The following is a 22,292-nucleotide window of genomic DNA, read 5'->3' on the forward strand; positions in this document are numbered from 1 at the left end:
CTCCCCCACCTCACGAAGGCGGTACCACCGGATGTTCCGGTGGTACCGCCTTTCGTCGTTCCCCGGCACCCGCCGACCGGGAGGTGCGGAAGTCAACTCCCCGCGCTTCGTGCACTCGTCGTGTCGCGTCGTCTTCGACTGGAAGTAATCTCAGATGATGATCGTCCTTTCCTGTCACGAAGTGACCAAGAGCTTCCGGAAGCACTCCGTGCTGGAAGGGGTCCACCTCAGCCTGGAGGCCGGCGAGATCGTCGGCCTCCTCGGGCTCAACGGCGCGGGCAAGACCACCCTGATGCGGGTGATCACCGGGCTGTCCACCCCCGATTCCGGTGAGGTGCGGCTGTTCGGGGACCCCCTGCCCATGCGGCCGCGGCAGCTCGACCGGCTCGGGGCCGCGCTCGACGCGCCCGCGTTCCACCGGTGGTCCACCGGGCGCGCCATGCTGCGCACCCTGCTCGACACGGCTGGGCTTCCCGACGGCGGACGGATCGCCCGTACGCTCAACCGCGTCGGGCTGACCGGCGCCGCCGACCGCCGCCTCGGGACGTACTCGCAGGGCATGCGGCAGCGGCTGGCCATCGCCGCGGCGCTGCTCAAGCAGCCCGACCTGCTGATCCTCGACGAACCCACCAACGGGCTCGACCCCGAGGGACTGCGCATGGTGCGGCGGATCGTGGCCGAGGAGGCCGAGCGCGGGGCCGCCGTCCTCGTCTCCAGCCACCAGCTCGACGAGATCCAGCGCATCTGCCATCGCGTGATCATGCTCGCCCAGGGCCGCGTCGTCGCCGCCGGCACGCTCGACGCGCTCGGCTACGAACCGGAAAGCGGTCCGGCCGCCTTCGAGGACTGGTTCTTCGGGCTCGTCGGGAACGGGGCGCGCTCGTGAACCGCCTCGTCCGCGCCGAGACCCGGCGGCTGCTGGGGCACCCGCTCGCCCTCACGCTCACCGTGCTGTTCGTCTTCGGCTCCCTGTACTGCGCCTGGGTGAGCCAGAGCATGGCCTCGTACAACCTCAAGCAGGTGCAGGCCAATCTCGACTTCCTCCCGAAGTCGTGCGAATCCCCGATGAACGGCCCGGAGCAGAAGGCCAAGTGCCTCGCCGATGTGCCCCTGCAGGCCGTCGCGCTGGAGCGGATCCAGGACCGGTTCACCGCCGAGGCGGTCCGTGCGGCGCACGGCCAGCACCCGGTGGGCTCGCTGCTGTGGACCGTCGGCCTGCTGACGTCCGTGCCCGGGCTCGCGCTCCTCGTCATGGTGGCGGCCTTCTCCGTCGCCGGCGAGTGGAGCCGGGGCAGCATCGTGCCGCTCCTCCTCTACGAGTCCCGCCTCGGTCGGCTCCTCGCCGCCAAGGCCGTCGCGGTCTGGGTGTGGAGCCTGACGCTGCTGTACGTGTCCGCCGCCGTGACGGCCGCGTTCGGCCTGTTCTTCGGCCGTGACGCCTATCTGTTGCCTTCGCCCGGGGCGCTCGGGTCCGTCCTGGCCGACACCGCTCTCGGTGTACTGGCCGGTGCTGCGGTACTCGCCGGGGCGGCGGCCGTCGCGGTCGCCCTGGCCGCACTGCTGCGCCAGCCGCTGCGCACCTTCCTCGCAGGAATGCTGCTGCTCGTCCTCGTGGTCCGCACCTCCGCCGTTCCGGGGCTGGGCGCCTGGCTTCCCGGCGGCGCTCTGGCCGACCTCGTCGGCTTCGGTGCGGTGGACGGGGTATGGGACCACTTCTGGATCTCCACCGATCCCTCCACCGTCCCCGTCCTGCTCCGCGTCCTGCCGACCCTGGCCCTCATCGGACTGCTGTGGCTCGGGCTCAACCGCCTGAACCGCACCCGGGACCGCGCCTGATGGCCGGTACCCGGCGCCGGCCGGCGCGCGCAGCAGGGGCCGCCTGGGCCGGTGAACTGCGAGCACTGTGGACCGCCCCGGTCTGGGGAGCCACCGCGGTGGCGACGGCGGTGGCGTCGGGGCTCGTCGTCCGGCTCTGGACGGCGGGCGCCTCGTACGGGGTGCTCGACCCCTCGGTGTCGGCGCTCACCTCGCTCCCGTCCGCCTTGCGGGCGGCGGCCTGGCAGTCCGGGACCCTGCTGGGGCTCCTCCTCACGGCAGTGGTCGTCGCGACCGGACTCGGCCAGACCTTGGAGGGCGGTACCTGGAGCGCCCTGCGCCTGTTCGAGAACCGCGTCGGGGTGCTGTGGGCGCGCAAGGCCGGCGCCGCGCTCGCCCTGTCCCTCGCCGTGCAGATCGTCACCGGCGTGTTGCTGTGGCTGGCCACTTCGGCGCTCGCCCGGCTGTGGCCGGTGCGGCCCCGCACGATCCCCCCGGGGTTCGGTGGCGGCACGGCCGCCCCTGTGCCTCCCCTGCCCGTCGAGTCCGCCGCCTGGGGCCAGGCCGCGGGCGCGATCGCCAGCGCCGTCCTCATCCAGTTCCTCTTCGTCTGCCTGGCCGGACTCGGGGCGGCCCTGCTGCGCAGCGTGATCGGGACCCTCGCGCTCGGAGTCGGCCCCCTGTTGGTGACCGCGCCGCTCGTGCTGCTTCCGGCGGCTCCGTTCCTGCCGCACCGTTGGATCGCCGACCTGCTGAACCTGCCCTCCGAGGCCCAGTACCAGCTCTACTTCTGGAATCAGGCCCCGACCGATCCGTCGCCCCTGACCGGCGGTCTCGCCCTCGCCGGGGTCGCGGCCCTGGCCGCCGTGGCCGCCTGGGCGGCACTGCGTTCCGAGCGGGCACTGCGTCCCGTCGACTGACACCGCGGCCGGGCGCGACGCGAACGCCGGCGGGGCTGAATCAGGGCTGCGCTTCGAAGTCCTCGTACGGGCGGATGCGTTGTTCGGAAGGCCCGGCCCCTCACAGGGGCCGGGCCTTCCGGCTGTCGTGCCCCCTGGCGGCCGATGATCTTACCGATTCATGACGCCCCCTCACGGGACGCCCACAAGTCCCCTGCTGCATCTAGCGTGTTCGTACATCACCGAGTCCGACCGGACGGCGCGCGCCGCACCCGATACCGGCCCGTCTCCGACGAATCCGAAATCTCATGAGAAAGCAGGACGATGACGGTCGAGACGCTTCCCCTCTGCGCCTACCCGGAGTGCACCAACCACCCCGAGGCGCCGACGCCCGGCAACCCCGAGCCCGCGTACTGCGCCCACCCGGATCACAACGCGCTGGGGGCGTTCCGCAGGTTCCGGGCCAAGCGCCAGCAGCGCAAGGACGAGAAGCGCCGGGCCACCGAGGCCAAGAAGGCGGGCAAGGACGGATCCGGCGCCCGCGCCGACCTCGTGGCGCTCATCTCCCAGCTGTCCACGGACCTGCCGGGCTACATCGAGGAGCTCGCGATCATCACGGACTCGACCGCGGCGGAGGAGCGCATCAAGGCCGTGACCGAGGCTGCGGCCCAGCGGGCCCGGGACGCCGAACGGCGCACCGCACTGGCGGAGCAGGCCGCGGACATGGCCATCGCCCAACTGGACGTGGCCAGGCACCGGTTCGAGGTGGAGACGGACGAGATCCGCCAGGAGTCCGCACAGCAAGTGACCGACGTGCAGTTCGTGCGGGTCGAACTGGAGCGCTACCGCGAGCGGGTCGCCCAGCTGGAGGAGCGGCTCGACACGATGCGCGAGGAGGCGGACGCGGCCCGCCGGGAGCGCGGCGAGTTCGCACGGCAGGCCGAACAGCACCGGTGCAAGGCCTGACGACCGGCCATGAACCACCAAGATCAAGACAACGACAACGGCGCGCCCCAACCTGACTCTGAGTAGCACCGCGCGTGCCGACCCCGTTTCGAGGTCCGACAACTCCGGGCCGGGACGGACCGAGCACCGGAAAGTTGAATACGTACCTCCGCCATTACAACGGGCATATCGGCGCGATCGCGGATCGGGAATCGCGTAAGGCGATGTCCGAAATCGAACGCATCCACCCGGGGAATTGTCAGATCGATGCAACGATTCGCCGCAGACATACCCGGTATGCCCGTCACCCGCGCACGGGCAATCCATTCATCTATTGCAGCATAGAATTCCTACGCCTGGAGGCAACATGTCTCGAACCATCAAGCGGACCACCAAAATGGCCACGGTCGCCGGAATGGCGATGGCCATCAGTGCGGGAATGTTCGTGACCGCACCTGCGAGCCAGGCAGCACCGGTCGCGGCCTTCCGCCTGAGCAACTTCTCGGCGACCATCGCGAACATCTGCGTCCACACGGACATCGCAACGCAATGCTCCGGAAACATGGCGGCAGGAAAGAGCGAGGTTTGGAGGGTGGCGTACAAGGGGCCGCGCAAGTGGTACTGCACCGCGACCGCGAAGGGCCTGACCGGCACCGCCAGCACCCCTTACTTCAGCCGTGAAAACGTCAAGGAATGCGCGGAGGTCGGAAACATTTTCGGCGCCAACATCATTCTCAAGTAGCAAATAGCCGGGGTTGCCGGACGCGACGCGGGCGGTAACGAGTGGGGTGACGACCTGGCTCACGCTGAACGAGGTCTTCGAGGCGCAACCGCCTTCCGGCGTACCTAGATGTCAGCCCTCGTCGTCGTGATCGTGCAGGCGCTGGTCGAGGTCGCTCGCCCAGCGCTGGGCCCAGGCACGCAGTTCAGCCGTCTCGTCCTCGGTGAGGCCGTACGCGGCGAACTCGTCGTCGTCGGCCCAGTCCGCACCGGTCAAGCGGTCACGGAGGTCGTGGAGCCGGAATTCGTCGCGGCCGTGGCGCCTGCCGAGGCGTTCGAGCTCGTTGATCGTGCGGTGGTGAGAAGCCGCGTGGACGTCGATCAGATCGCGGACAGCACCGCGGTCGGCCAGGGCACGGACCTTGGTGCCGATGACGGAGTCGAACGCCAGAACCGGTCCGTACTCGGTCTGGGCGGGCGGCGTCCAGAAGTGTTCTTTAAGGACGTCCACCTCGCACTCCTCCCCGGTGTCCGGATCGGCAGCCATGAGCCGGGCCGAGAGCGCATCCACTTCCATCACACGGACCTGCCAGCGCCGTGCTGCCAGGCCCTGCTCCAGGCTCGCGACGATCTCTGCCATCGGAGCCGGGTTCTCCGTGGCAACGTCGAGGTCCTGACTGAGCCGTTCGACGAGACCGTGGGCCTGGACCGCGTATCCGCCAGTGATCACGAGGGGATACGGGGTACCGATGTCGATAACTGCGGCCAGGAGCCGGCGGTGCAGGTCGCTCAGCCTCACGCGGCGGCAGACCCTTCGAGCTCGGGGAAGGCTTCCTCCCAGACCTGTCGCACGTGTCTGCTGACCAGGGTGCGCAGAACCGGCCACTGGGCCACGAGGAGGTCGCGGTTCAGCAGGGCCACGAGGTCTTCGTGCTGTCCCTCGGCCAGGACGGTGCGGTACAGGCCCATGCGCAGGCGGGGCCGGTCCAGGTCGTAGGCGCGCAGCCCGGACCAGGCAACGTGCAGGGGCAGCTCGACCACTCCGTGCTGCGGACCTGCGAGCTTCTCCAGCGAAGCGGGAAGCCGGCTCGCGTACCGGCCGTGAAGCACCTCGGCTGCCGACGGCACCGCGCTACTGGAGGAGGACATGACCATGAACCTGATTATCCCGCGTCCCCCTCGTCCCCGGTACCGCAGACGCGGCACGCCGCCCCGTTGGATGCGCCGGACATCCCTGCGCCCGCCTCACCGGCGAAGAGCGTGTGCCCGACCGACTCCCGGAGGGCCACAAGCTCTGATCAGCTGGTGGCAGGTGTACTCGTAGCCCAGCACGGCACGGACACGCATCGGGACACACAGCAAACGGAAGTACAACGGGCGGACATTCCGCATCCCTGGAGGACGTCCAGGCTGAACCGTAACCAGCCGACGGACCCTCTGGAAGGACACCGACATGGAGGCCATGAGGCCATGCCGAAGCGCCCCATCGACTCTCGACGCCCGGGCCCAGTCAGGAACTCCTCGACCGCGCTCGGGTCGGCTGGGAGCGTTTCGTCGCCTCCCTCCCGGAGCCGTCCGATGACTGAACGGTACGAATACCTCCCCCACCACCTGCTGCGCCACCGCGTACGCGATGGCGCGTCCGGCACCGAAGGAGTACTGATGGCCGCGATCAACGAGAACGTGTCGGACTCCGACCACCCGCACTGGACGGAACTCGCCTACATCCGAGCCGCCTCAGACCGCGAGTTCACCACCGAGGCCAGCAACATCGAACCAGCCGAATGACCACCCCCTCCGGACGCCGACGAACACCCGGCCCGTTCCTTCAGCGGAGGTCCAGCAACATCACGTCGTGCAGGTCCGCGCCGCTCCACGGACGCGCTTCACCGACCTTCCGGTAGCCCCATGCCCGATAGGCAGCGACGGCCGCCGTGCTTTCCGGGTGAACGTTGAGCAGGACCCGCTCGGCCTCGACTCCGTCGAGCAGGATGCCGTGTAGGCGTCCTGCGATGCCTTGCCCGCGCCACGCTGCGCGCACGGCGAGTTCCATCAGACCGAAGGTCCGCTGACCGTCCTCTCTCCGCATCTCCTCGGGCACGGGCTCGGTCAACTGATCCCACCAGCCCGTCTGCGGCCCGAGCGGGTGGCCGTACGCGATGCCTGTGGGTTGACCGTCCGAGCTGCGTGCCAAGGCGCTCCGAAAGCCGGGCTTACGGGTCTGCGACCGAAATCGGCGAAACGCGGCCGCAACGTCGCTCTCCCCCTCGTGGTACGGCGCCTCGGCGAACGCCTCGGCGTAGACGAGCCGGAAGGCACTCTCGGCCTCCGCGGCAGCCGACCCACCGAGCTGCTCGACCGACGCTCCCCCAGCCTGAGTCATGGGACGTCCTCTCATACGGTCTCGTGAATGCGCGCCACGCACGCGCGGGCAGTTGGGCTGTCGACTACCCCGGCCGCCCGCTTGAAGTCACGCACCTTGCCCGTCAGACGGGGTGAAGCGATGCCACCCAAGGTGTCGAGCACTCCGTTCACTTCGGCGCACGCCTCGTCGACCTCCCCAGTGGCCAGAAGCACATCAGCGAGCCTGACGCGGTACGAGGCACTGTTCCTGGCCAATCCACCACCCATGCTGCTCAGAGCCGCGCGCAGGAACGGAACTGCGCGCTTGGGTTGCGCAGCACGCACGTACATGTCCGCCGTCGCGTAGTCGACCTCGAAGGGCCCCACGAACCGGGCCCAGTTCGGTACTTCCGGATCGGAGGTCGCGCGCCCCTGGTAGGTGACCGCCCGGGTCAGGGCGCGACGCGCGCCCGACAGATCCCCGGCATGCGTGGCGACGTTGGCATCTCGAAGGGCAATCACAAGGTGAACCGTCGGGCCGGCACCCGCTCGGCTCGCGAGACGGTAGGCGTTCTCGACTGCGCTCGCCGCTTCCCACGACCGGTTCGCCTTGACCGCGAGGAGTACCAGAGTCTCCAGCACCGATACTTGTAGCAATGGGCTGTCGACGAACTGGGCCGCGGCAAGGGCTTCCATGCAGGCGGAACGGCCTTCAGCGAAGCGTCCCCCGTCGTAGCCGTACCAGGCACGATGCCCGTACAGCTCTGCGAGCATCGTCTGTAGCTCCCGACCGACACGCGACGTGTACGAGGCGCTCCCGAGGGCGCGTGTGATCTCTTGCTCGATGCCTCCGGCCTCGGCCCCCGCAGGAACGCTTCCCGCGGTGTGGTCCGTCTGATAAAGACCGTCCAGCCGTTCTCTCAGCCGGCCGAGATCGGCCGTACCGATGCGGGGCCCTGCTGCCGGCGGGAGCAGGGCCGCAGCGGCGAGAGCTCCCGCGTCTGCGACGAAGGTTCTCCGTTTCACTCCTTCAGCGTCGCTGATCGGCACGGCGACCGACACTCGATGTGCAGGGGTGTCGAACCCCATCTCGGTGAGCGGCACGCCGAAGAGTGCCTCGAGCACGGCCTGCTGCCCTGGATGAGGGAGCGGCGGGGGTGTCTCGCGCTCCCATCGCCGCAGTTGCCGGACGCTCACCGCTGCGGCAACGCCGAGGCGGACGGCTTCCTGCCGGAACGCCTCGACGAATGACTCCTGTGTGTAGCCAGCGGCCTGCCGTAACCGTGCCAGCCCGCCCGTCACCTGCCCAGCCATGCGCTTCGCCCCTTCGGCCCCGGACTCATGCCTTCACCGTAGTGACCTGGCTCCAGATACGGGCCGGAAAACGTCCGCCGAAACGTCCGGTGCCCGGCAGCCCGTGGCGCCCCCTCAGACGATGCACTGGTGACATGCCGAATTCGCAACGCCCTTGAGCTGCAGGAGTACGTATGTCCATGACCATTCGCGTGTATGACGTCAACACCCAGACGGGACGGATCGTCCGCGAACGCGCCCATGTGGTCGTAGCCCCCACAGTGCGCGACAGCCCGCCCGTGCACCCCCTCGTATTCCCGAGTTGCGAGTGCGCCCTGTGCCCTGCCGGCCCGCGGCCGAGCCAGCGGCCCGGGCCCAGTCAGGAACTCCTCGACCGCGCTCGGGTCGGCTGGGAGCGTTTCGTCGCCTCCCTCCCGGAGCCGTCCGATGACTGAACGGTACGAATACCTCCCCCACCACCTGCTGCGCCACCGCGTACGCGATGGCGCGTCCGGCACCGAAGGAGTACTGATGGCCGCGATCAACGAGAACGTGTCGGACTCCGACCACCCGCACTGGACGGAACTCGCCTACATCCGAGCCGCCTCAGACCGCGAGTTCACCACCGAGGCCAGCAACGTCGAACCAGCCGAATGACCACCCCCTCCGGACACCGTCAACGAGAAGCCCGCACAGATCTCGGGCGGCCCCTGCCCGGCCCGAGACGGGCGGGAGACGCCCATAGGTGAGGAGCGCGTAGCGATCTGAGGCGCTCCCGCGACACGGAAGGCCGGTCCTGTGGGCCCCGCCTCGGAAACGGGCGCCTACGCCCGACCGGGTCGGGCATCCCCGACCGGCCCGTCCTGGCCTCTCATCCCCCGGCCCGTTCCTTCGGGGGCTTCCCGGCAGTCTTCGACGTTCCGGGGCGGGACGGTCGGTCAAGGGTGGCCGGAGGCCATCGCGGAGCGACGCGAGGAACGAGCGCCCTTGAGGGACCGGCACGAACCGGAGAGACGATGAGACTGACGGGAAACCCCGTACGCATCCCTGATGCCGATCAAGTGGCTCCCGCTCACCGAAGCCGGCCCTTCCAGTCGGCCCCGACTCTGGACATCCGCCACCGTCCGAGCCAGCCCGAGCCCGCCCGGCATGGCCCGCCCCCCGGCCCTACGGCTGTGGCTCGAAGTCCCAGTACGGCCTGGTCTGTTGTTTCGCCGAGATCGTGTGGACGTGTTGCGGGCCCAGGGTGCGGGTGAGGCCCTTGATGCCGGCGTCCTCGTATTTCGCCGCCTCCTCGTACTCCCGTACCGACCGGAGGTCCGCCGCCAGGGCGATCTGGGCGCTCAGCACCATCGGGTGGTCCGGGCCCAGGACCCGCTCGGCCGTGCGCAGCGTGTCGCGGCTCAGGTCCAGCGCGTCCTCCAGCCGCCCGGTGATGTTGCGGTGCCCGGTGGCGTTCAGGGCGCAGCCCAAGGTCCAGGGGTGCCGGTCGCCGAGGGCTCCCCGCATGCCCACCAGTGCCTGTTCGGCGAGGGAGAGGGCCGCCGTGCGTTCGCCCTGGGCCCGCAGGACGAGGCCGAGGTTGCCGACCGTGCCGATGCTGTACGGGTGGGCGAGGCCGAGCTGGGACTGGTAGCCGCGGACCACGTCCTCGGAGATCCGGCGGGCCTCTCCGATGTCCCCGTACTCCCTGAGGTAGGTGGCGTAGTCGGAGGCGACCATCAGGGTCCACGGGTAGTCGACGCCGAAGACCCGGGTGGCCCGCTCCCACACGGTCCGCAGGCGCAGGCCCGCGCCGGGGATGTCCCCGGAGCGGCGCAGGCACATCCCGAGGTTGTGCTCGGCGCGCAGGGTCTGCGGGTGTTCCAGGCCCAGCACCTGGGTGTTGATCTTCACGCCCTGTTCCTGCCGGGTCTGTGCCTCGTGGTAGCGGCCCATCAGCCGCAGTCCCATGGCGCAGGCGATCCCGGAGGACAGGGTGGAGATGTGGTGGGTCCTCAGGACCCGTTCGCGGCGGCGCAGGGTGTCCAGGTCGAGGTCGTAGGCGTCCTGGTAGCGGCCGAGCAGGCGGTAGGTGGCGGCGAGGTTGTTCTGGGCGGCGAGGGTGGTGGAGTCGTCCTCGCCGAGCAGTTCGCGGTAGGTGGCCAGGCAGTGCTCGAAGATCTCCCGGGCCGGTTCGAAGCGGGCGATGCACAGCAGGACCCCGCCGTACGAGCTGGTGGCGCGCAGGGTTTCCAGGTCGCGGTCGCCACGTTCCTCGGTGAGTTGGGCGGCGCGGGCACGGGTGAGGGTCTCGGCGCGCCGGAACAGGCCGAGGTTGCGCAGCGCTCCGCCGTAGTGGTAGCTGAGTTCGCGGACCTTGGGGTGGTCCTCGCCGAGCAGGGCCCGCCAGATCAGGTCGGTCTCCTCGGAGAGCCGCAGGCACGTGCGGTACTCCCCGGCGAGGATCAGGTAGCGCAGGCAGTGCAGCAGGAAGTTCTGGATGCGCGGGTTGCTGCTGGTGAGCACGCCCGAGGTGGCCAGGTGCGGGATGAGTTCGGCGTACCGGGGCCACAGGCGCGAGTCGGAGGGTCGGCCCGGGTCGGCCGCGGCGAGGACCTGACGGACGGCGCGGGCCAGGGGCTCGGCCTCCTCCTCGGAGAGGTCCTCGCGGACGATGCCGTGGACCATGCGGTGCAGTTGTACGGTCTCCAGCCCGCCGCCGCCCTCCTCCACGGCCAGGTCGGAGTACTCCAGCCGGACGACGGAGAACTGGACGAGTTTGTTGAGGGCGGCGTTCCACCGGATCTGGTCGTTGATCAGCCCGGCCAGCTGTTCGGGCACGTCGTCGGCGGGGAATTCGCGCAGCAGGCGCAGCGGCACCGGGCCGGGGGCGAAGAAGACGAACAGCCGGAGCAGGGCGAGGGCGTCGGGGAAGTTCTCCCGGACGTTGTTGAGCAGTATGGCGAGGGCGGTCGGGAAGGGCAGGGGGTAGTCCTCGGAGACCGTGACGGCGTCGCGGGAGTCCATCCGGTGCTGGAGCAGGACGAGGTAGTCGCCGACCGGCAGCGGGGAGTCGGCGAGCCAGCCGGCGGTCTGATCGAGGGCGAGCGGGTAGTCCTCCAGGGCCTCGGCGAGCTGGTCGGCCTCGTCGGCGGTCAGGCGCAGGGCCCGGCGGCGGATGAAGGTGATCGACTCGGGGCGGGCGTAGAGGGGGACCTCGACCAGGCTGGTGTGCCGGGCGGCCCACTCGCGGTTGCGCGAGGTGATGATCACATCGCCCGCGCCGGAGGGCAGCAGGTCGATCAGGTCGTCGGGGTTGTCGCAGCCGTCGAAGACCATGAGCCAACGGCCGTACGGGTTCCCGCGCCGCAGCGCTTCGAGGACGGCCCGGATCTGCTCGCCGTAGCTGCCCGCGCCGCGCGGCAGCCCGAGCGCGGGAGCCAGGTCGGCCAGGCGTTCGCGCAGGGTGGGCCGGTCCTCGGCGGGGACCCACCACACCACGTCGTACTCGGAGGCGAAGCGGTAGGCGTACTCGGTGGCGACCTGGGTCTTGCCGACGCCCGAGAGCCCGAGGAGGGTGACGGTGGACGCTCCGGGCGGGGCTTCGGTCAGCGCCTCGCGCAAGGTGCCGATGACGTCGTTGCGGCCGGTGAAGCGCGGGTTGCGACGCGGGACGCGGCCCCAGATCTCCGGCGGGTCGTTGGGGAAGCGGGGGCCGCGGCGGCCGGTCTCGGTGCCGATCCGGTCGGTGGGCAGCTCCAGGCGGCGCAGCACGCGGTACTCGGCCTCGTACGCGTCCAGGCCCCACAGGTCGGTCTTCTCCAGTACGGCGACGGCGCTGGGCAGCGGCGCATCGGTGAGGCAGACCGCCGCGAACCGGTCGGGATGGCGGTCGGTGACGGCGCGCAGGGCGGTGTTCCACTGCTCGTCGGTGTGGGTGCCGGCGGAGAAGTAGCGCTCGCTGAGGACGAGGAGGACCCGGCTGCCGGAGCGGGCCAGGTCGTCGAGGGCCTGGTCGATGCCGGGGCTGCTCTGCGGGTCCCAGCGCTGGAGGGCGACGCGGTGGCCGTGCTCCTCCAGGCGGTGCGCGATCCACACCGCCCAGGGGCGGTTGAACCCCGCGAAGCTGATGACGAATCGCTGCGGTTGGGGCGGCTGGGGCGGCTGCTGCGCCGCCGGTTCACGGTCCTGGCGACTACCGGTGGTCATCGGGCCGTCTCCCTGGAATCCGGGCGGTGGACGGGCTTGAAAGGTACCGCAGCGGACGGTCCGTCAGCCGTCTGCGAACGGCGCGAGTTCGGGGTGCGCCTCGCACCAGGCGCGGCGTTCGCGGTCGACGGCCCGGCGGGCCGCGGTGTGCTGGTCGCCGGGCGGCGGCAGGTCGTCCATGGCGCGTTCGGCGACCCCCATCGCATCGGTGAACTCCCGTCCCGCGGTGGTCAGTCGCTCGTGCGCCCGCAGGGCCGGCAGAACGGCGGCCACCTGCGCGCGGATCCGGGCGTGCTGGGCCCAGGCGCCGCGGGCCCCGTAGAGGGCGGCGCGCTGCCAGTACCCGGCGAGGGCAAGGTGGGCGTAGGCGCCGTGCAGCAGGCCCTCCAGGGGGCGGGGGTCGCTGCGCCAGGGGGCCCAGTGGCGGGGCGTGTGGTCGGCGGTGTGCAGGATCAGGACGTCGGTGAGGGCGGTCAGTTTGCCGTGCTGGACCTCGTGGACGAGGGTCGCGGCGAGCGCGGGCGGGGCCTGGGCGCGGGCGAGTACGGAGCCGGCGGCCGCGGGGAGGGTGGCACCGCTGGAGCGGGAGCCGCCGGCCAGCGGTACGACGGAGCGCAGCAGTTGGACGGTTTCCTCGGCGCGGATCGTGTCGTAGCGCTGGAGCAGCGCGAGCGCGCCGGACCACTGGGTGTCCCACCGCTTGTGGCCCTTGGGGGTGAGCCGGCGGGCGGGGCGGACCGGGGCCGGCTGCGCGGGGCCGGGCGCCCGGTAGGGGTCGAGGTCGTCGAGGGCGGTCCGGCCGCCGGGCAGGGCGTGCAGGGGCACGGTGGCCGGATCGTCGGGGTCCCAGGAGCGTTCGGTGAGGGCGAGCGGGCCGGGGCGGTCCGGGCGCAGCAGCCCGAGGGTGGGCAGCACGAGCCGGCCGTGCAGGGGCCGCAGGGTGTGGCTGAAGGGGATCCCGGCGCGCAGGGCGGCGGCGACGGCGAGGGCCCCGAGGTGTCCGAGGTCGGGCGGCGGGCCGCACGGGGCGTGCAGCCGGCGCAGGGTCTCCTCGGCCCACACCCCGGTGGCCGGGTAGTGCAGTACGTCGCGCACGGCGCCCGCGTCACGGCGCTCGGCCTCTTCCAGGAGGGCCCAGTGGTCGGCGGTCTCCCCGGACCGGCCGCCGGGGGCGGCGTCGAGGACCGCCCGCAGCAGGAGCAGGCGTTTGGAGCGGCGTACGTCGCGGACCAGGCGGGTGCCCTCCATGGAGGGTTCGGTGGAGGCGAGGGCGCGCAGGGTGGGCGAGGAGACGGTGAAGGCGGTGAGGGCGTCGGTCATGGGGCGACCGCCGGGGGATGGACGGCGGGGGATGGGGTCGCGGGGGGATCGGCGGCGGTCCGGGCGCTCTGCGGGGCCCGGACGGCCTGCGGGGCCCCGGCGCTCTGCGCGGCACGGGCGTTCTGCGCGGCCCGTTGGACGGCGGCGGCGATGTGCCGGATCAGCGGCTGGAGGTCGGTGCAGTACACGGACGGCTGGCGGAAGCCCTCGCCGGCACGGTAACGGTGCGGGTAGTGCCCTCCGCCGCACACGTCGACCAGCTCGCAGGCGCGGCACCGGGCGGCCAGCGCGTCCAGGCCGAGCTGGCGGGCGGCGAGTCCGGGGTGGTCGAGGAGCTGGTCGAAGCTGTGGGTGTCGAGGGTCATCCCGGTCGCGGCGGCCCCCTCGTACGCGGATTTCAGTGAGTCGGCCTGTTCGATGGAGCCGTCGGTCTCGATCACGGCGGTGGCGGCGGGCGTGAGCCCGAGGGTCTCGGTGGTGGTGGGCAGGCCGAGCAACAGGGCGATGATCTCCTCGAAGAGCCGGATCCGGGTGCGCCGTACGCCGTCGTGCCACCAGCGCTCGAAGACGGCGAGGAGCCAGTCCGCGTACGGGGTCCGGTCCGGGTGGTGGCCGGGCGGCGGGGCGCTCCAGTTCGCGAGCGGCAGGAGCAGCCCGATGCTGGGCGGGGCGAAGGCGAGCAAGGACTCGTAGGTCTCCACCGGGTCGTGGTCGAGATCGACGACGCAGAGCACCCCGGCGTAGCTCTGCGGATGGCGGGCCAGCAGCCGCAGGCCGCGGGCGGCGGACGCGAAGCCGGGCCGTCCTGCGCGGTCCACCCGGCGGGTGTTGTGCACGGGCAGGCCGCCGTCGAGGCTGACGCCGACGCGGATCCCGGCGGCGGCCAGGGCGGCGAGGCGGCCGCGGGTGAGCAGGGTGCCGTTGGTCTGGACGGTGGCGGTGACCCGGGTGCGCGGGGCGGCCCCGGCCACGGCGGCCCGGACGGCGTCGACGGGCTCGGCCAGCCGGGCGGGGGTGGTGAGCAGCGGTTCGCCGCCGTGCAGGACGAGGTCGATCCGGGGCAGGTCGTGGGCGGCGGCGTGCTCGGCGATCCGCTGTGCGGCGCGGGCGGTGGTGGCGGGGGTCATGGCGGACGGCTGGTCGCGCCAGCCCTGGTCGGCCATCTCGTAGACGTAGCAGTAGGTGCAGGCGAGGTTGCAGCGGCTGCGGGTCTTGAGGACGAACTGGCGTATCGGGTGGGGCCGGTGGCCGGCGGCCCGCGCGGCGGCCACGTCGAGCCGGGTGTAGGGCCAGGGCGCGTACCGGGCGTGCCGCAGCCACTGGGCGACCACCGCGGCGTCGCCGTGCGCGGCGGGCACCGCGTCGCCGCGCGGGGCGGGAGGCGCGTCGGCGTGCACAGCAGGCCGCGCTTCGATGCGCGGAGCGGAACACGCTTCTGCGTACGGGGTGGGAGGCGCGTCGGCGTGCGGGGCGGGAGGCGGAGCCTGGTCAGGGAGCACGGTGAGGTCGGTGTGCGGTGCTGGGGCAGAAGACACCGTCGGGTCGGGGGCGCCGGGTGGGGGCAGCGGGGTTCCGCTCGTGACCGCTCGCCGCATCGCCGCACCTCCCTCCCCCGACAAAGAACCGCCCGGGGACACCCCGGCGGACGGTCCATCCCTGCCCTGGGGACGGTCCCGGCTAACGGCGGAAAGTGGTCAACTCGGTTTCAAGGTAGGACGGATCAGGCATGGTGCGTTCAGGCCACGCTGGAGTCGAAGGCGTTGAGGATCTCCGCGGGATGGGTCACCCGCTCGACCATGCCCTCGATCACCCCGGCCAGCACGGGATGGTCGATCCCGCGCAGCGCCGCCAGATCCAGCCCGGAGAGATCCGGCAGCCGCCCCGGGCATTCCGGGGTCGCCGCCGCCACTTCCTGCTGCTTCGTCACCATGTGCCGCCGGGCCCCCTGTCGCGTCGCACACCGGATGGTCCACTTCCTTTTCCCATCGGCTTCCTTTTCCCGTCGGCCGGGCCGTGGAAACAGCGGCCCTGGTCCGGACCGCGCCCCCGGTGCGGGCGTCAGAACCCGGCCTCCAGGGCCAGGATCCGCACGCGGACCGCCTCCGAGCGCCCCGCGGCACCCTCGCGGGTCCGCGTCCAGAGCTCCAGTGCCGAGCGGTACGCGTCCAGGGCCGCGCGGGGCCGGGCCATGCGTTCCAGCACGTCCCCGCGCAACTGCTGTACGCGGGCGGCCAGCTGGACGGCGGTGTCCGCGCGGTCCTCCACGTCGGCCTCGAGGGCGGCCCGCCAGGCCCGCCGGTAGGAGTCCGCCGCCCGGTCGAGGCGCTCCAGCGCCCGGGTGTGGCCGTGGATCTCCTGCTGGACGTCGCCGTGGTCCCGCCAGATACGGGCCTGTTCCAGCGGGTTGCGGCTGTGCCGGACGGCCAGCTCCAGTAGGTACTCGGCCTCCCGCAGGTCCACCGGGTCGCCCTCGTACGTGTGCCGCAGCCGGAGCCCGGTGGCCAGCCGCAGCAGCCGGTGGGCCGCGCCGGGGTCGGACTGCGGGACCGCGGACCGGCTCTCGCGCAGGACGCGTACGGCGGCCCCGGTGAACCGCCGCCCGTCGGTGGCCCGGGCCCGGTCCAGGAGTACGTCGCCCCATTCGGGCAGCAGTTCCCCGAAGGCCTCCGCGTCGCGGGGGATCAGCCGCCGGGCCCGGCCGTACGCTTCGGCCGCGTCCTCCAGCGCCGTCGGGTCGGCGTCCCGCGCGTACCGCTCCCGGTGCACGCGCGCCAGGCAGACCAGGGCGGCCACCCGCAGTTCCGGGTCCCCGCCGGACTCCGCCAGGGCTGCGTCCAGCTGCCCCGCGGCTTCCTCCAGCCGGCCGGGGAGGTGGCGCAGCGCCTCGGCGAGCTCCACCCGTACCTGTGCGGTGCCCGGGCCGGTGCGGCCGATGTGGCCCGTGTGACCCGTGCGGCCGGTGTGACCAGTGCGGCCGGGGGCGGCGGCGGGCAGGGCGGGCAGGGCCGTGGCCAGGCGGGCGGCGGCCTGTTCGGCCAGGGCCGTGCGCTCGGCCGGGTCCGGGGTGCGGGGCAGCAGGGCCAGCAGGACGCGGCCCAGGGCCAGGTGCAGCTCGGGGTACGGGGCCGGGCCGCCCTCCCGCCCGCCGCCGCCCTCCCCGCCGCCGCCCTCCGCGCCGGTGCCCTCCCCGCCGCCGTCCGTACCGGCGGCCGGGTCCGCGCCCGGCGCCCGGCCCGCCAGGGGTTCGAGGGACGCCCGGGCCTCGCGGAGCGCGCCCGCCTCGTCCCGCAGCCCGCTCAGCCGGATCAGGGTCTCCGCCCGCCGCACCGCGCAGTCCCGCTGTAGTTCCGGGTCGGCCGCGGCGCCGGCCGCCGCGAATTCCATGTCCGCCGCCGCCAGCAGCTCCGCGTCCGGTCCGGCGGCCAGCGCCCGCTCGTACAGCACCCGACCGAGCACCGCCCCCGCCCGCGCCGTGCGCAGCCCGGTCACGGCCCGTTCCGCCTCGGCCAGCAGCTCCGGGTCCCGCTGGGCCGCCCACAGCCGCAGCAGCGCCCCCGCCAGCTCGGTCTCCGCCTCCTCCGGCGGATCGCCGGGCCCCGGCGGGGCCGTCACCGCCCGCCGGAGCACCGCCACGGCCTCGTACAGCGCCCGCGCGCCGCCCTCCGCATCGGCGTCGGCGTCCGCGAGCCGGTCCCGGGCGGCGCGCACCGCCCCGGCCCGGGTGGGTACCGGGGCCGCGGGGGGCCGGCGTACCGGGGGGCCCTCCTGCGGCATCCCGGGCAGGTAGCGCCGTACGACTTTGGCCGAAACCTGCGCGAAGGCCTGCGGGAGCCGCCCTTCCGGCGCCCGCTCGTCCTCCTCGGGTCCGGGGTCGGCGACCGCCGGCGGGGTCCCGGTCAGCTGGGAGACCGCGAGCGCGGGAAAGTTCCGTACGCCCCGGCCGAAGTGCGCCAGCACGTACTCCGAGCAGTGCTTGAGCACCAGCGCGGCTTCGTCCCGCCCCAGCGGCCCCAGCAGTACGTCCTGCACCCCGGGGACGAACTCGTACCAGTGCCCCGGCCCCGGACCGCTGCGCCGCAGCAACCCGCTCAGCAGCACCTCCGCCAGGTCGGACGGCTCGGAGTCCGGCAGCATCGTGCGTTGCACCAGCCGCATCACGGGCAGCGTCAGCGGCGCCGCCGACAGGTACACCGCGAGTTGTACGGCCTGGGGTGCGGCCGAGGACCGGAACCGTGCCACGAGCTCGCGCGGCGGGCGCACCGCGCGGGGCGGCGGCAGCGGCGCGGCCGGGTGGTCGGCCAGTACCCGGCCCACCTCGGCCGGTACGGGCCCGGCCGTGAGCCCGGCCAGCAGCCGGGCCCACGCACCGAGGGCGGTCGCGCTCGGCGGCAGCACGGGCACCGTCAGCCCGCCCGTGGGCCGCCCGGGCAGCGGCGGTCGGTCGGGCCGGAAGGCGAGCTGCTGCCCGCCGCCCTCCGGCCGGGTGAGCGTGCCCCGCTCCGTGGGCAGCCAACTGCGCCCCCACAACCGCTGCGGCAGCGGCTGGACGACCATGCACGGGGTGCACTCGGCCCACCGGTGCAGCAGCCGCTGCGCGGTGCCCTCGCGCCACAGCCGCCCGGCGCAGTCGGAGACCAGCATGGTCAGGGCCCGGCCGGTCGGGTCCCGCAACTGGTCGCCGGAGCGCAGGCCGGAGGCGCGTACGCAGCCGGGTGCGGGGCTGCGGCCGAGCGCGGCCGTGCCGTCGGCCAGGCGGTGCAGGTAGTGCACCTGAACGTCCCGGAAGGCACCCAGCCGCTCGCACACGGAGCGCAGTTCCTCGAACATGTCCTGCCAGACGGCCATCGACGGGGACGCGTCCATCACCAGCCGTACGGTCGCCTCGCGCCGGCTCTCCGGCCGGAGCACCGGGATGACCAGTCCGAGGGCGCGGGCGCTGGCCTCGGCAGTGGCCGCCTCGTCGATCACCAGCCGGGTGGGCGGGCCGGGCGGGCGGTGTCGCTGGAGGGCCCGCAGGGCCCGCTGGACGTCCAGGATGCGGGGCAGCGCGGCGGCTCCGGGCACCCGTACGGGCACTCCGTACTCTTCGGGCGACTCCTCCGGCCGTTGCCCGTCGGCGCCGTCGGCCCGGGCCGCCCCGGGCGCGTAGAGCCCGACCGGAGCATCAACCTCCACTTCTGTGCGTACGGGTCCGGCGGGCTCCCCGCCCGGATCCTCGGGCGCGGTCTCCGGGGCGCCCGGCCCCGGACCGCCCGGGGCGGACCGCCCGGGCCCGCCGATGTGCCCGGCCAGCCACAGGGCGTCGGCGAGTTCCCCGGCGGACGGGTCGAGCCCGGCCGCGAGCAACAGCGCGGCCAGTTCCCGGACGCCGGGTGCGCCGGCGGATGCCACGGCCCTCACCTCGGGCGGTCGAGGCGCTGGATGAGCAGGTCCGCGAGGTCCTCCCGGGTGGGCGGGGCGGCGTAGTGGGTCAGGTACAAGGCGTTGAGCAGCTGGTCAGCGGCGACCAGCTCGGTCTGGGAGCGGCTGAGGAACTCCCTGATCAGGTCGGCTCCGAGGCGGGCCGCCTCGTCGCCGAGGTGGGCGCGGACCATGGTGGCGAGCCGTTTCTCGCCGGGCTGACCGAGCTTCAGCTGGATGCAGCGGCGCAACAGGGCGGCCGGGAAGTCCCGTTCCCCGTTGCTGGTCAGGATGATGAACGGGAAGGCCCGGCAGCGGACGCGGCCGCCGCGGACGGTGACCTTGGTCCCGTCGTCGGTGAGCACCTGGACCTCGGGCTCGCTGTCGGCGACCCGTTCCAGCTCGGGGAGGGCGAACTCCCCTTCCTCCAGCACGTTCAGCAGGTCGTTGGGGAGGTCTATGTCGCTCTTGTCGAGCTCGTCGATGAGCAGGACGCGGGGCCGGGCCGTCGGCAGCAGGGCGGTGCCGAGCGGCCCGAGCCGGATGTACTTCCCGATGCCGGGCACCCCGGAAGCCGCGGCGGCGGGGACTGAGGCCGCGGCGTCGGCGGGGGAGCCCCCGCCGCTCGCGGCGATCTGGACGTCCTGCAGCCGGGCCAGGGCGTCGTACCGGTAGAGGCCGTCCTGGAGCACGGTCCGGGACACCACCGGCCACCGGAGCACCCGCCCCAGCTTCAGCTCGTGGGCGACGGCGTGCGCGAGGGTGGACTTCCCGGTGCCGGGGAAGCCGGTCACGAGCAGCGGCCGCCGTAAGTAGAGGGCCGCGTTGATGGCCTCCAGTTCCTCCGGTTCCGGCCGGTGCAGTTCGGCGACCTGCCGGTGCGCCCCGAGCCGCCGGGCCACGTTGCCGTCGGCGACCTGGGCCGGACCGCCCGGTTCCGCCACGGGGCCGCCGTCGAAGTCCCGCCAGGGCGGCGGGTCGGGCAGTGCGTCGATCCCGTCGTGGGGCTCGCCCACCCCGCGGTAAATGAGCCACTCGTCGTTCATGGTGCTCCTGCTCCCTCCCTCGCGTCGTCCGCGGCGCCCCCGTCACAGGCCCCCGTCACAGGCCCCCGTCACAGGTCGCCCTGGAGCGGCTCCTCGTCCGGCAGCGGCCGCGCCGGGTCCTCCCACACCAGCCCCGTCCCGGTCGCCCAGTAGGCGTCGGGATCCGCCCCGTACGCCCGCCCCCGCAGGTTCTGCAGGCGTACCGGGAGCGCCTCCGCCCGCCCGGCGTCGGCCAGCTCCTCCCGCAGCCCGCGGTGGAAGGGCGCGCAGGAGGCTCCCGGGTCCGGCGGCGGCCGCCGGGTCACCACCACCCCGTACCCGGCGTCGCGTACCGCGTGCAGCGAGCCGAGGGTGGGCTCCTGGTCGGCCGCGCGGCAGTGCACCGGCACGGTGTTGTCGGGGAGTCCCGTCAGCCACTCGGTGGCGGGGCTGCGCGGGCGTCCCCGTATGCAGTCGGCGCGTTCGTCCTGCAGGGGTCCCGCCTGGACCCGCGCCCAGCGGGCGGACGCGTCGGTCCCCTCGCGGTCGGCGGGGTGCTCCCTGGCCCCGCCCGGGGGCACACCGCCCGGGTGCGGACCTGTGGGGTGCGCACCGCCCGGGTGCGCACCGCCCGGGTGCGCACCGGCGGGGTGGCGCAGGACCACCGGCCGCTGCACGCCGAGCGGTACGCCGCCCACCACCACCCATTCGTCCACCGCGAGCCCGAACAGCTCGGGTGCCACGGCCACTTCGAGCAGGGCCGCGGCCTCGTGGGTGTCGCAGCGCCGGAAGCCCTCGGCGAGCGGGGCCCGCAGGGCCTCCGGCAGGCCCGCCAGGGTGGCCCGTACGCCCGAGTCCACGGGCGTCACCCGCCCGGCGTGTGCGGGACCGGCCAGCACGGAGACCCGCCAGTCGTAGAGGTCCTCCCAGCCGTGCGCCCACACCTCCAGCAGCACCGAGGCACCGGGCGGCAGCCCGCCGGACCGCCGCGCCGGACCGAGCGCCGCCCGCCCGGCCGAAGCGCGGCGACGCCGCTCGCGCTCGGCGAGGCCCCGCTCGTGGCGCTCGCCGAGCTCGCGCCGCAGCGGCCGCCACAGCCGCTCGGCCGTGGCCCGTACCCAGTCCCACAGTTCCTCGTCCGCGCCCGGCGTGACCGGCTCCCGGTACTCGGCCACGCTCACGTCGGTCGCGTACCGGAGCATCGCCGCGGCCTCCCCGGTCCCGCCCGGCGGGTCGTGCAGCAGCCCCAGCCCGTCGCGCCAGCTCAGCGGGGCAGGCGGCAGCGGGTCCGGCTCCTCGCCGCGCGCCGCCTCGACCAGGGCGCGTACGACCTCGGAGGAGCCCGGCGGGGGCAGCCCGGCCAGCAGCCCGAACAGGGTGGTGCGCTCGCCGGGGGTGAGCCGGCCCCGGCCGGCGTACGGGTCGCCCGCCTCCGGCGGGAGCTCGCCGTGCACGTCCGTCCAGGTCCGCCGGTTGTCGAGATCGCTGAGGTGCTGGTCGTAGTGGTACAGGTCGTGGGCCTGCATGATCCGGCGGTAGAGCCCGACCTGGCCCCGCGCGGCCATCGGCAGGGTGCGCAGCTGCACGACGGAGACGGCGAGCCCGCCGCCCCCCGCCTGCCGCCGGGCCTTGAGCACGCCGACGACCTCACCGCGGACGAGGTCCACCACGGGCCCGCCGGACATGCCGGGCTCGATCTCGTCGTCGTCGCCGAGCCGGATGGCCGCGCCGTTCCCGGCGGTTCCGCGCAGCCGGGTGGTGCGGCCGGTGATCTCGGGGGTGCCGAGGTCCTCGGTGCAGCCGAAGTAGGCGACCTCGTCGAAGCGCGGTCTGGAGCGGTCGGTCAGCCATGCGCAGGCGTGCGAGACGGGAGCCAGCACTCTGACCAGCGCCAGGTCGGGCAGGTCCCACAGCGCGTGCCGGCCGGGCCGCCGTTCCTCCAGCCGCTCGGGCAGTACGCACTCCACGCGCCCGGTGACCGTGCCGGTGATGGTGCCGGCGGAAAAGGTGATGCCGACCTCGCGTCCCGTCAGACGCACCGCAGCACCCCCTTCGCCGACCACGTGCGCGCACGTCAGGACCCATCCGGGGGCGATGAAGAAGCCGCTCCCCCACGTGGGACCGGTCCGATGGCTGCGAGGGTTGTCATACCCGCCCGGCGGGGCGTGAACGCGTACGGTCGCCGCCTGGACGAGGGGCTCCAGAAGCTCGAAGGCGCGCGCGGACCCTGTCGTGCGCCCGTCCGTCATCCGCACCCCCCGCTCGTTGGGCATCCAGGCTAGACCCGGGGACGACGCGTGCGGGAGGTGTCGCCGATAGGCGGATTATCCTGGCGGGAAAC

Annotated in this window: 19 protein-coding genes; 8 read left to right on the forward strand and 11 right to left on the reverse strand. The window is 73.2% G+C overall.

What is annotated here, in order from left to right; all coding sequences use genetic code 11:
- Nucleotides 1–181: 181 nt before the first annotated feature.
- From OG207_RS15130 to OG207_RS15150, 5 genes are all read left to right on the forward strand, one after another.
- Nucleotides 182–886 (forward strand): ABC transporter ATP-binding protein, encoded by a 705-nt coding sequence (locus tag OG207_RS15130; RefSeq protein ID WP_329099061.1) that lies wholly within the window; start codon nucleotides 182–184, stop codon nucleotides 884–886.
- Complete coding sequence (locus tag OG207_RS15135) at nucleotides 883–1,836, forward strand: hypothetical protein (protein WP_329099062.1); 954 nt, start codon at nucleotides 883–885, stop codon at nucleotides 1,834–1,836. The genes OG207_RS15130 and OG207_RS15135 overlap by 4 nt, the downstream gene beginning before the upstream one ends.
- Nucleotides 1,836–2,735, forward strand: a complete 900-nt coding sequence (locus OG207_RS15140; RefSeq protein WP_329099063.1) for a hypothetical protein — start codon at nucleotides 1,836–1,838, stop codon at nucleotides 2,733–2,735. Before OG207_RS15135 ends, OG207_RS15140 begins: the two co-directional genes overlap by 1 nt.
- Nucleotides 2,736–3,038: 303 nt before the next feature.
- Nucleotides 3,039–3,680: a hypothetical protein gene (locus OG207_RS15145; protein WP_329099064.1), complete on the forward strand. Its 642-nt coding sequence runs from the start codon at nucleotides 3,039–3,041 to the stop codon at nucleotides 3,678–3,680.
- Between the two features lie 346 nt (nucleotides 3,681–4,026).
- Nucleotides 4,027–4,401: a hypothetical protein gene (locus OG207_RS15150; protein WP_329099065.1), complete on the forward strand. Its 375-nt coding sequence runs from the start codon at nucleotides 4,027–4,029 to the stop codon at nucleotides 4,399–4,401.
- Between the two features lie 111 nt (nucleotides 4,402–4,512).
- Here the strand turns inward: OG207_RS15150 and OG207_RS15155 are convergent, their stop codons facing one another.
- Both OG207_RS15155 and OG207_RS15160 read right to left on the reverse strand, forming a co-directional pair.
- The gene (locus tag OG207_RS15155; RefSeq protein WP_329099066.1) at nucleotides 4,513–5,178 is read right to left on the reverse strand and encodes a nucleotidyl transferase AbiEii/AbiGii toxin family protein; all 666 of its coding nucleotides are present in this window, start codon (nucleotides 5,176–5,178) and stop codon (nucleotides 4,513–4,515) included.
- Nucleotides 5,175–5,534 carry a hypothetical protein gene (locus OG207_RS15160; protein WP_329099067.1) on the reverse strand — a complete coding sequence of 120 codons (360 nt, stop codon included), beginning with the start codon at nucleotides 5,532–5,534 and terminating at the stop codon, nucleotides 5,175–5,177. Before OG207_RS15160 ends, OG207_RS15155 begins: the two co-directional genes overlap by 4 nt.
- Before the next feature lie 423 nt (nucleotides 5,535–5,957).
- On the opposite strand from OG207_RS15160, the gene OG207_RS15165 reads away from it, so the two are divergent.
- On the forward strand, nucleotides 5,958–6,167 hold the full coding sequence (locus tag OG207_RS15165; protein ID WP_329099068.1) for a hypothetical protein: 210 nt from the start codon (nucleotides 5,958–5,960) through the stop codon (nucleotides 6,165–6,167).
- Nucleotides 6,168–6,207: 40 nt separating this feature from the next.
- On the opposite strand, the gene OG207_RS15170 is transcribed toward OG207_RS15165, so the two are convergent.
- Together OG207_RS15170 and OG207_RS15175 are read right to left on the reverse strand one after the other, a co-directional pair.
- Nucleotides 6,208–6,762 (reverse strand): GNAT family N-acetyltransferase, encoded by a 555-nt coding sequence (locus OG207_RS15170; protein WP_329099069.1) that lies wholly within the window; start codon nucleotides 6,760–6,762, stop codon nucleotides 6,208–6,210.
- 11 nt (nucleotides 6,763–6,773) lie between these two features.
- Nucleotides 6,774–8,036: a helix-turn-helix domain-containing protein gene (locus tag OG207_RS15175; RefSeq protein ID WP_329099070.1), complete on the reverse strand. Its 1,263-nt coding sequence runs from the start codon at nucleotides 8,034–8,036 to the stop codon at nucleotides 6,774–6,776.
- Between the two features lie 179 nt (nucleotides 8,037–8,215).
- Here OG207_RS15175 and OG207_RS15180 point away from each other — a divergent pair, with 179 nt between their 5' ends.
- Nucleotides 8,216–8,470, forward strand: coding sequence for a hypothetical protein (locus tag OG207_RS15180; protein ID WP_329099071.1), 255 nt, complete (start codon nucleotides 8,216–8,218; stop codon nucleotides 8,468–8,470).
- Complete coding sequence (locus OG207_RS15185; RefSeq protein WP_329099072.1) at nucleotides 8,463–8,672, forward strand: hypothetical protein; 210 nt, start codon at nucleotides 8,463–8,465, stop codon at nucleotides 8,670–8,672. Before OG207_RS15180 ends, OG207_RS15185 begins: the two co-directional genes overlap by 8 nt.
- A 510-nt stretch (nucleotides 8,673–9,182) precedes the next feature.
- On the opposite strand, the gene fxsT is transcribed toward OG207_RS15185, so the two are convergent.
- The 7 genes from fxsT to OG207_RS15220 all read right to left on the reverse strand — a co-directional run bounded on the left by fxsT (nucleotide 9,183) and on the right by OG207_RS15220 (nucleotide 22,224).
- Nucleotides 9,183–12,206 carry an FxSxx-COOH system tetratricopeptide repeat protein gene (fxsT, locus tag OG207_RS15190; protein WP_329099073.1) on the reverse strand — a complete coding sequence of 1,008 codons (3,024 nt, stop codon included), beginning with the start codon at nucleotides 12,204–12,206 and terminating at the stop codon, nucleotides 9,183–9,185.
- Nucleotides 12,207–12,269: 63 nt separating this feature from the next.
- Complete coding sequence (locus tag OG207_RS15195) at nucleotides 12,270–13,526, reverse strand: aKG-HExxH-type peptide beta-hydroxylase (RefSeq protein ID WP_329099074.1); 1,257 nt, start codon at nucleotides 13,524–13,526, stop codon at nucleotides 12,270–12,272.
- Nucleotides 13,523–15,121 carry an FxsB family cyclophane-forming radical SAM/SPASM peptide maturase gene (locus OG207_RS15200; protein WP_329099075.1) on the reverse strand — a complete coding sequence of 533 codons (1,599 nt, stop codon included), beginning with the start codon at nucleotides 15,119–15,121 and terminating at the stop codon, nucleotides 13,523–13,525. Before OG207_RS15200 ends, OG207_RS15195 begins: the two co-directional genes overlap by 4 nt.
- 140 nt (nucleotides 15,122–15,261) lie before the next feature.
- Entirely contained in the window at nucleotides 15,262–15,456 is a 195-nt protein-coding gene (gene fxsA, locus OG207_RS15205) for an FxSxx-COOH cyclophane-containing RiPP peptide (protein ID WP_327383312.1), read from the reverse strand.
- 128 nt (nucleotides 15,457–15,584) lie between these two features.
- Nucleotides 15,585–18,917, reverse strand: a complete 3,333-nt coding sequence (locus OG207_RS15210) for an SAV_2336 N-terminal domain-related protein (protein ID WP_329099076.1) — start codon at nucleotides 18,915–18,917, stop codon at nucleotides 15,585–15,587.
- Between the two features lie 5 nt (nucleotides 18,918–18,922).
- Nucleotides 18,923–19,972 carry an AAA family ATPase gene (locus tag OG207_RS15215; protein WP_329099077.1) on the reverse strand — a complete coding sequence of 350 codons (1,050 nt, stop codon included), beginning with the start codon at nucleotides 19,970–19,972 and terminating at the stop codon, nucleotides 18,923–18,925.
- A 68-nt stretch (nucleotides 19,973–20,040) separates the two neighbouring features.
- Nucleotides 20,041–22,224, reverse strand: coding sequence for a VMAP-C domain-containing protein (locus OG207_RS15220; RefSeq protein WP_329099078.1), 2,184 nt, complete (start codon nucleotides 22,222–22,224; stop codon nucleotides 20,041–20,043).
- Nucleotides 22,225–22,292 lie beyond the last annotated feature (68 nt).

Source organism: Streptomyces sp. NBC_01439, assembly GCF_036227605.1.
Taxonomy (GTDB): domain Bacteria; phylum Actinomycetota; class Actinomycetes; order Streptomycetales; family Streptomycetaceae; genus Streptomyces.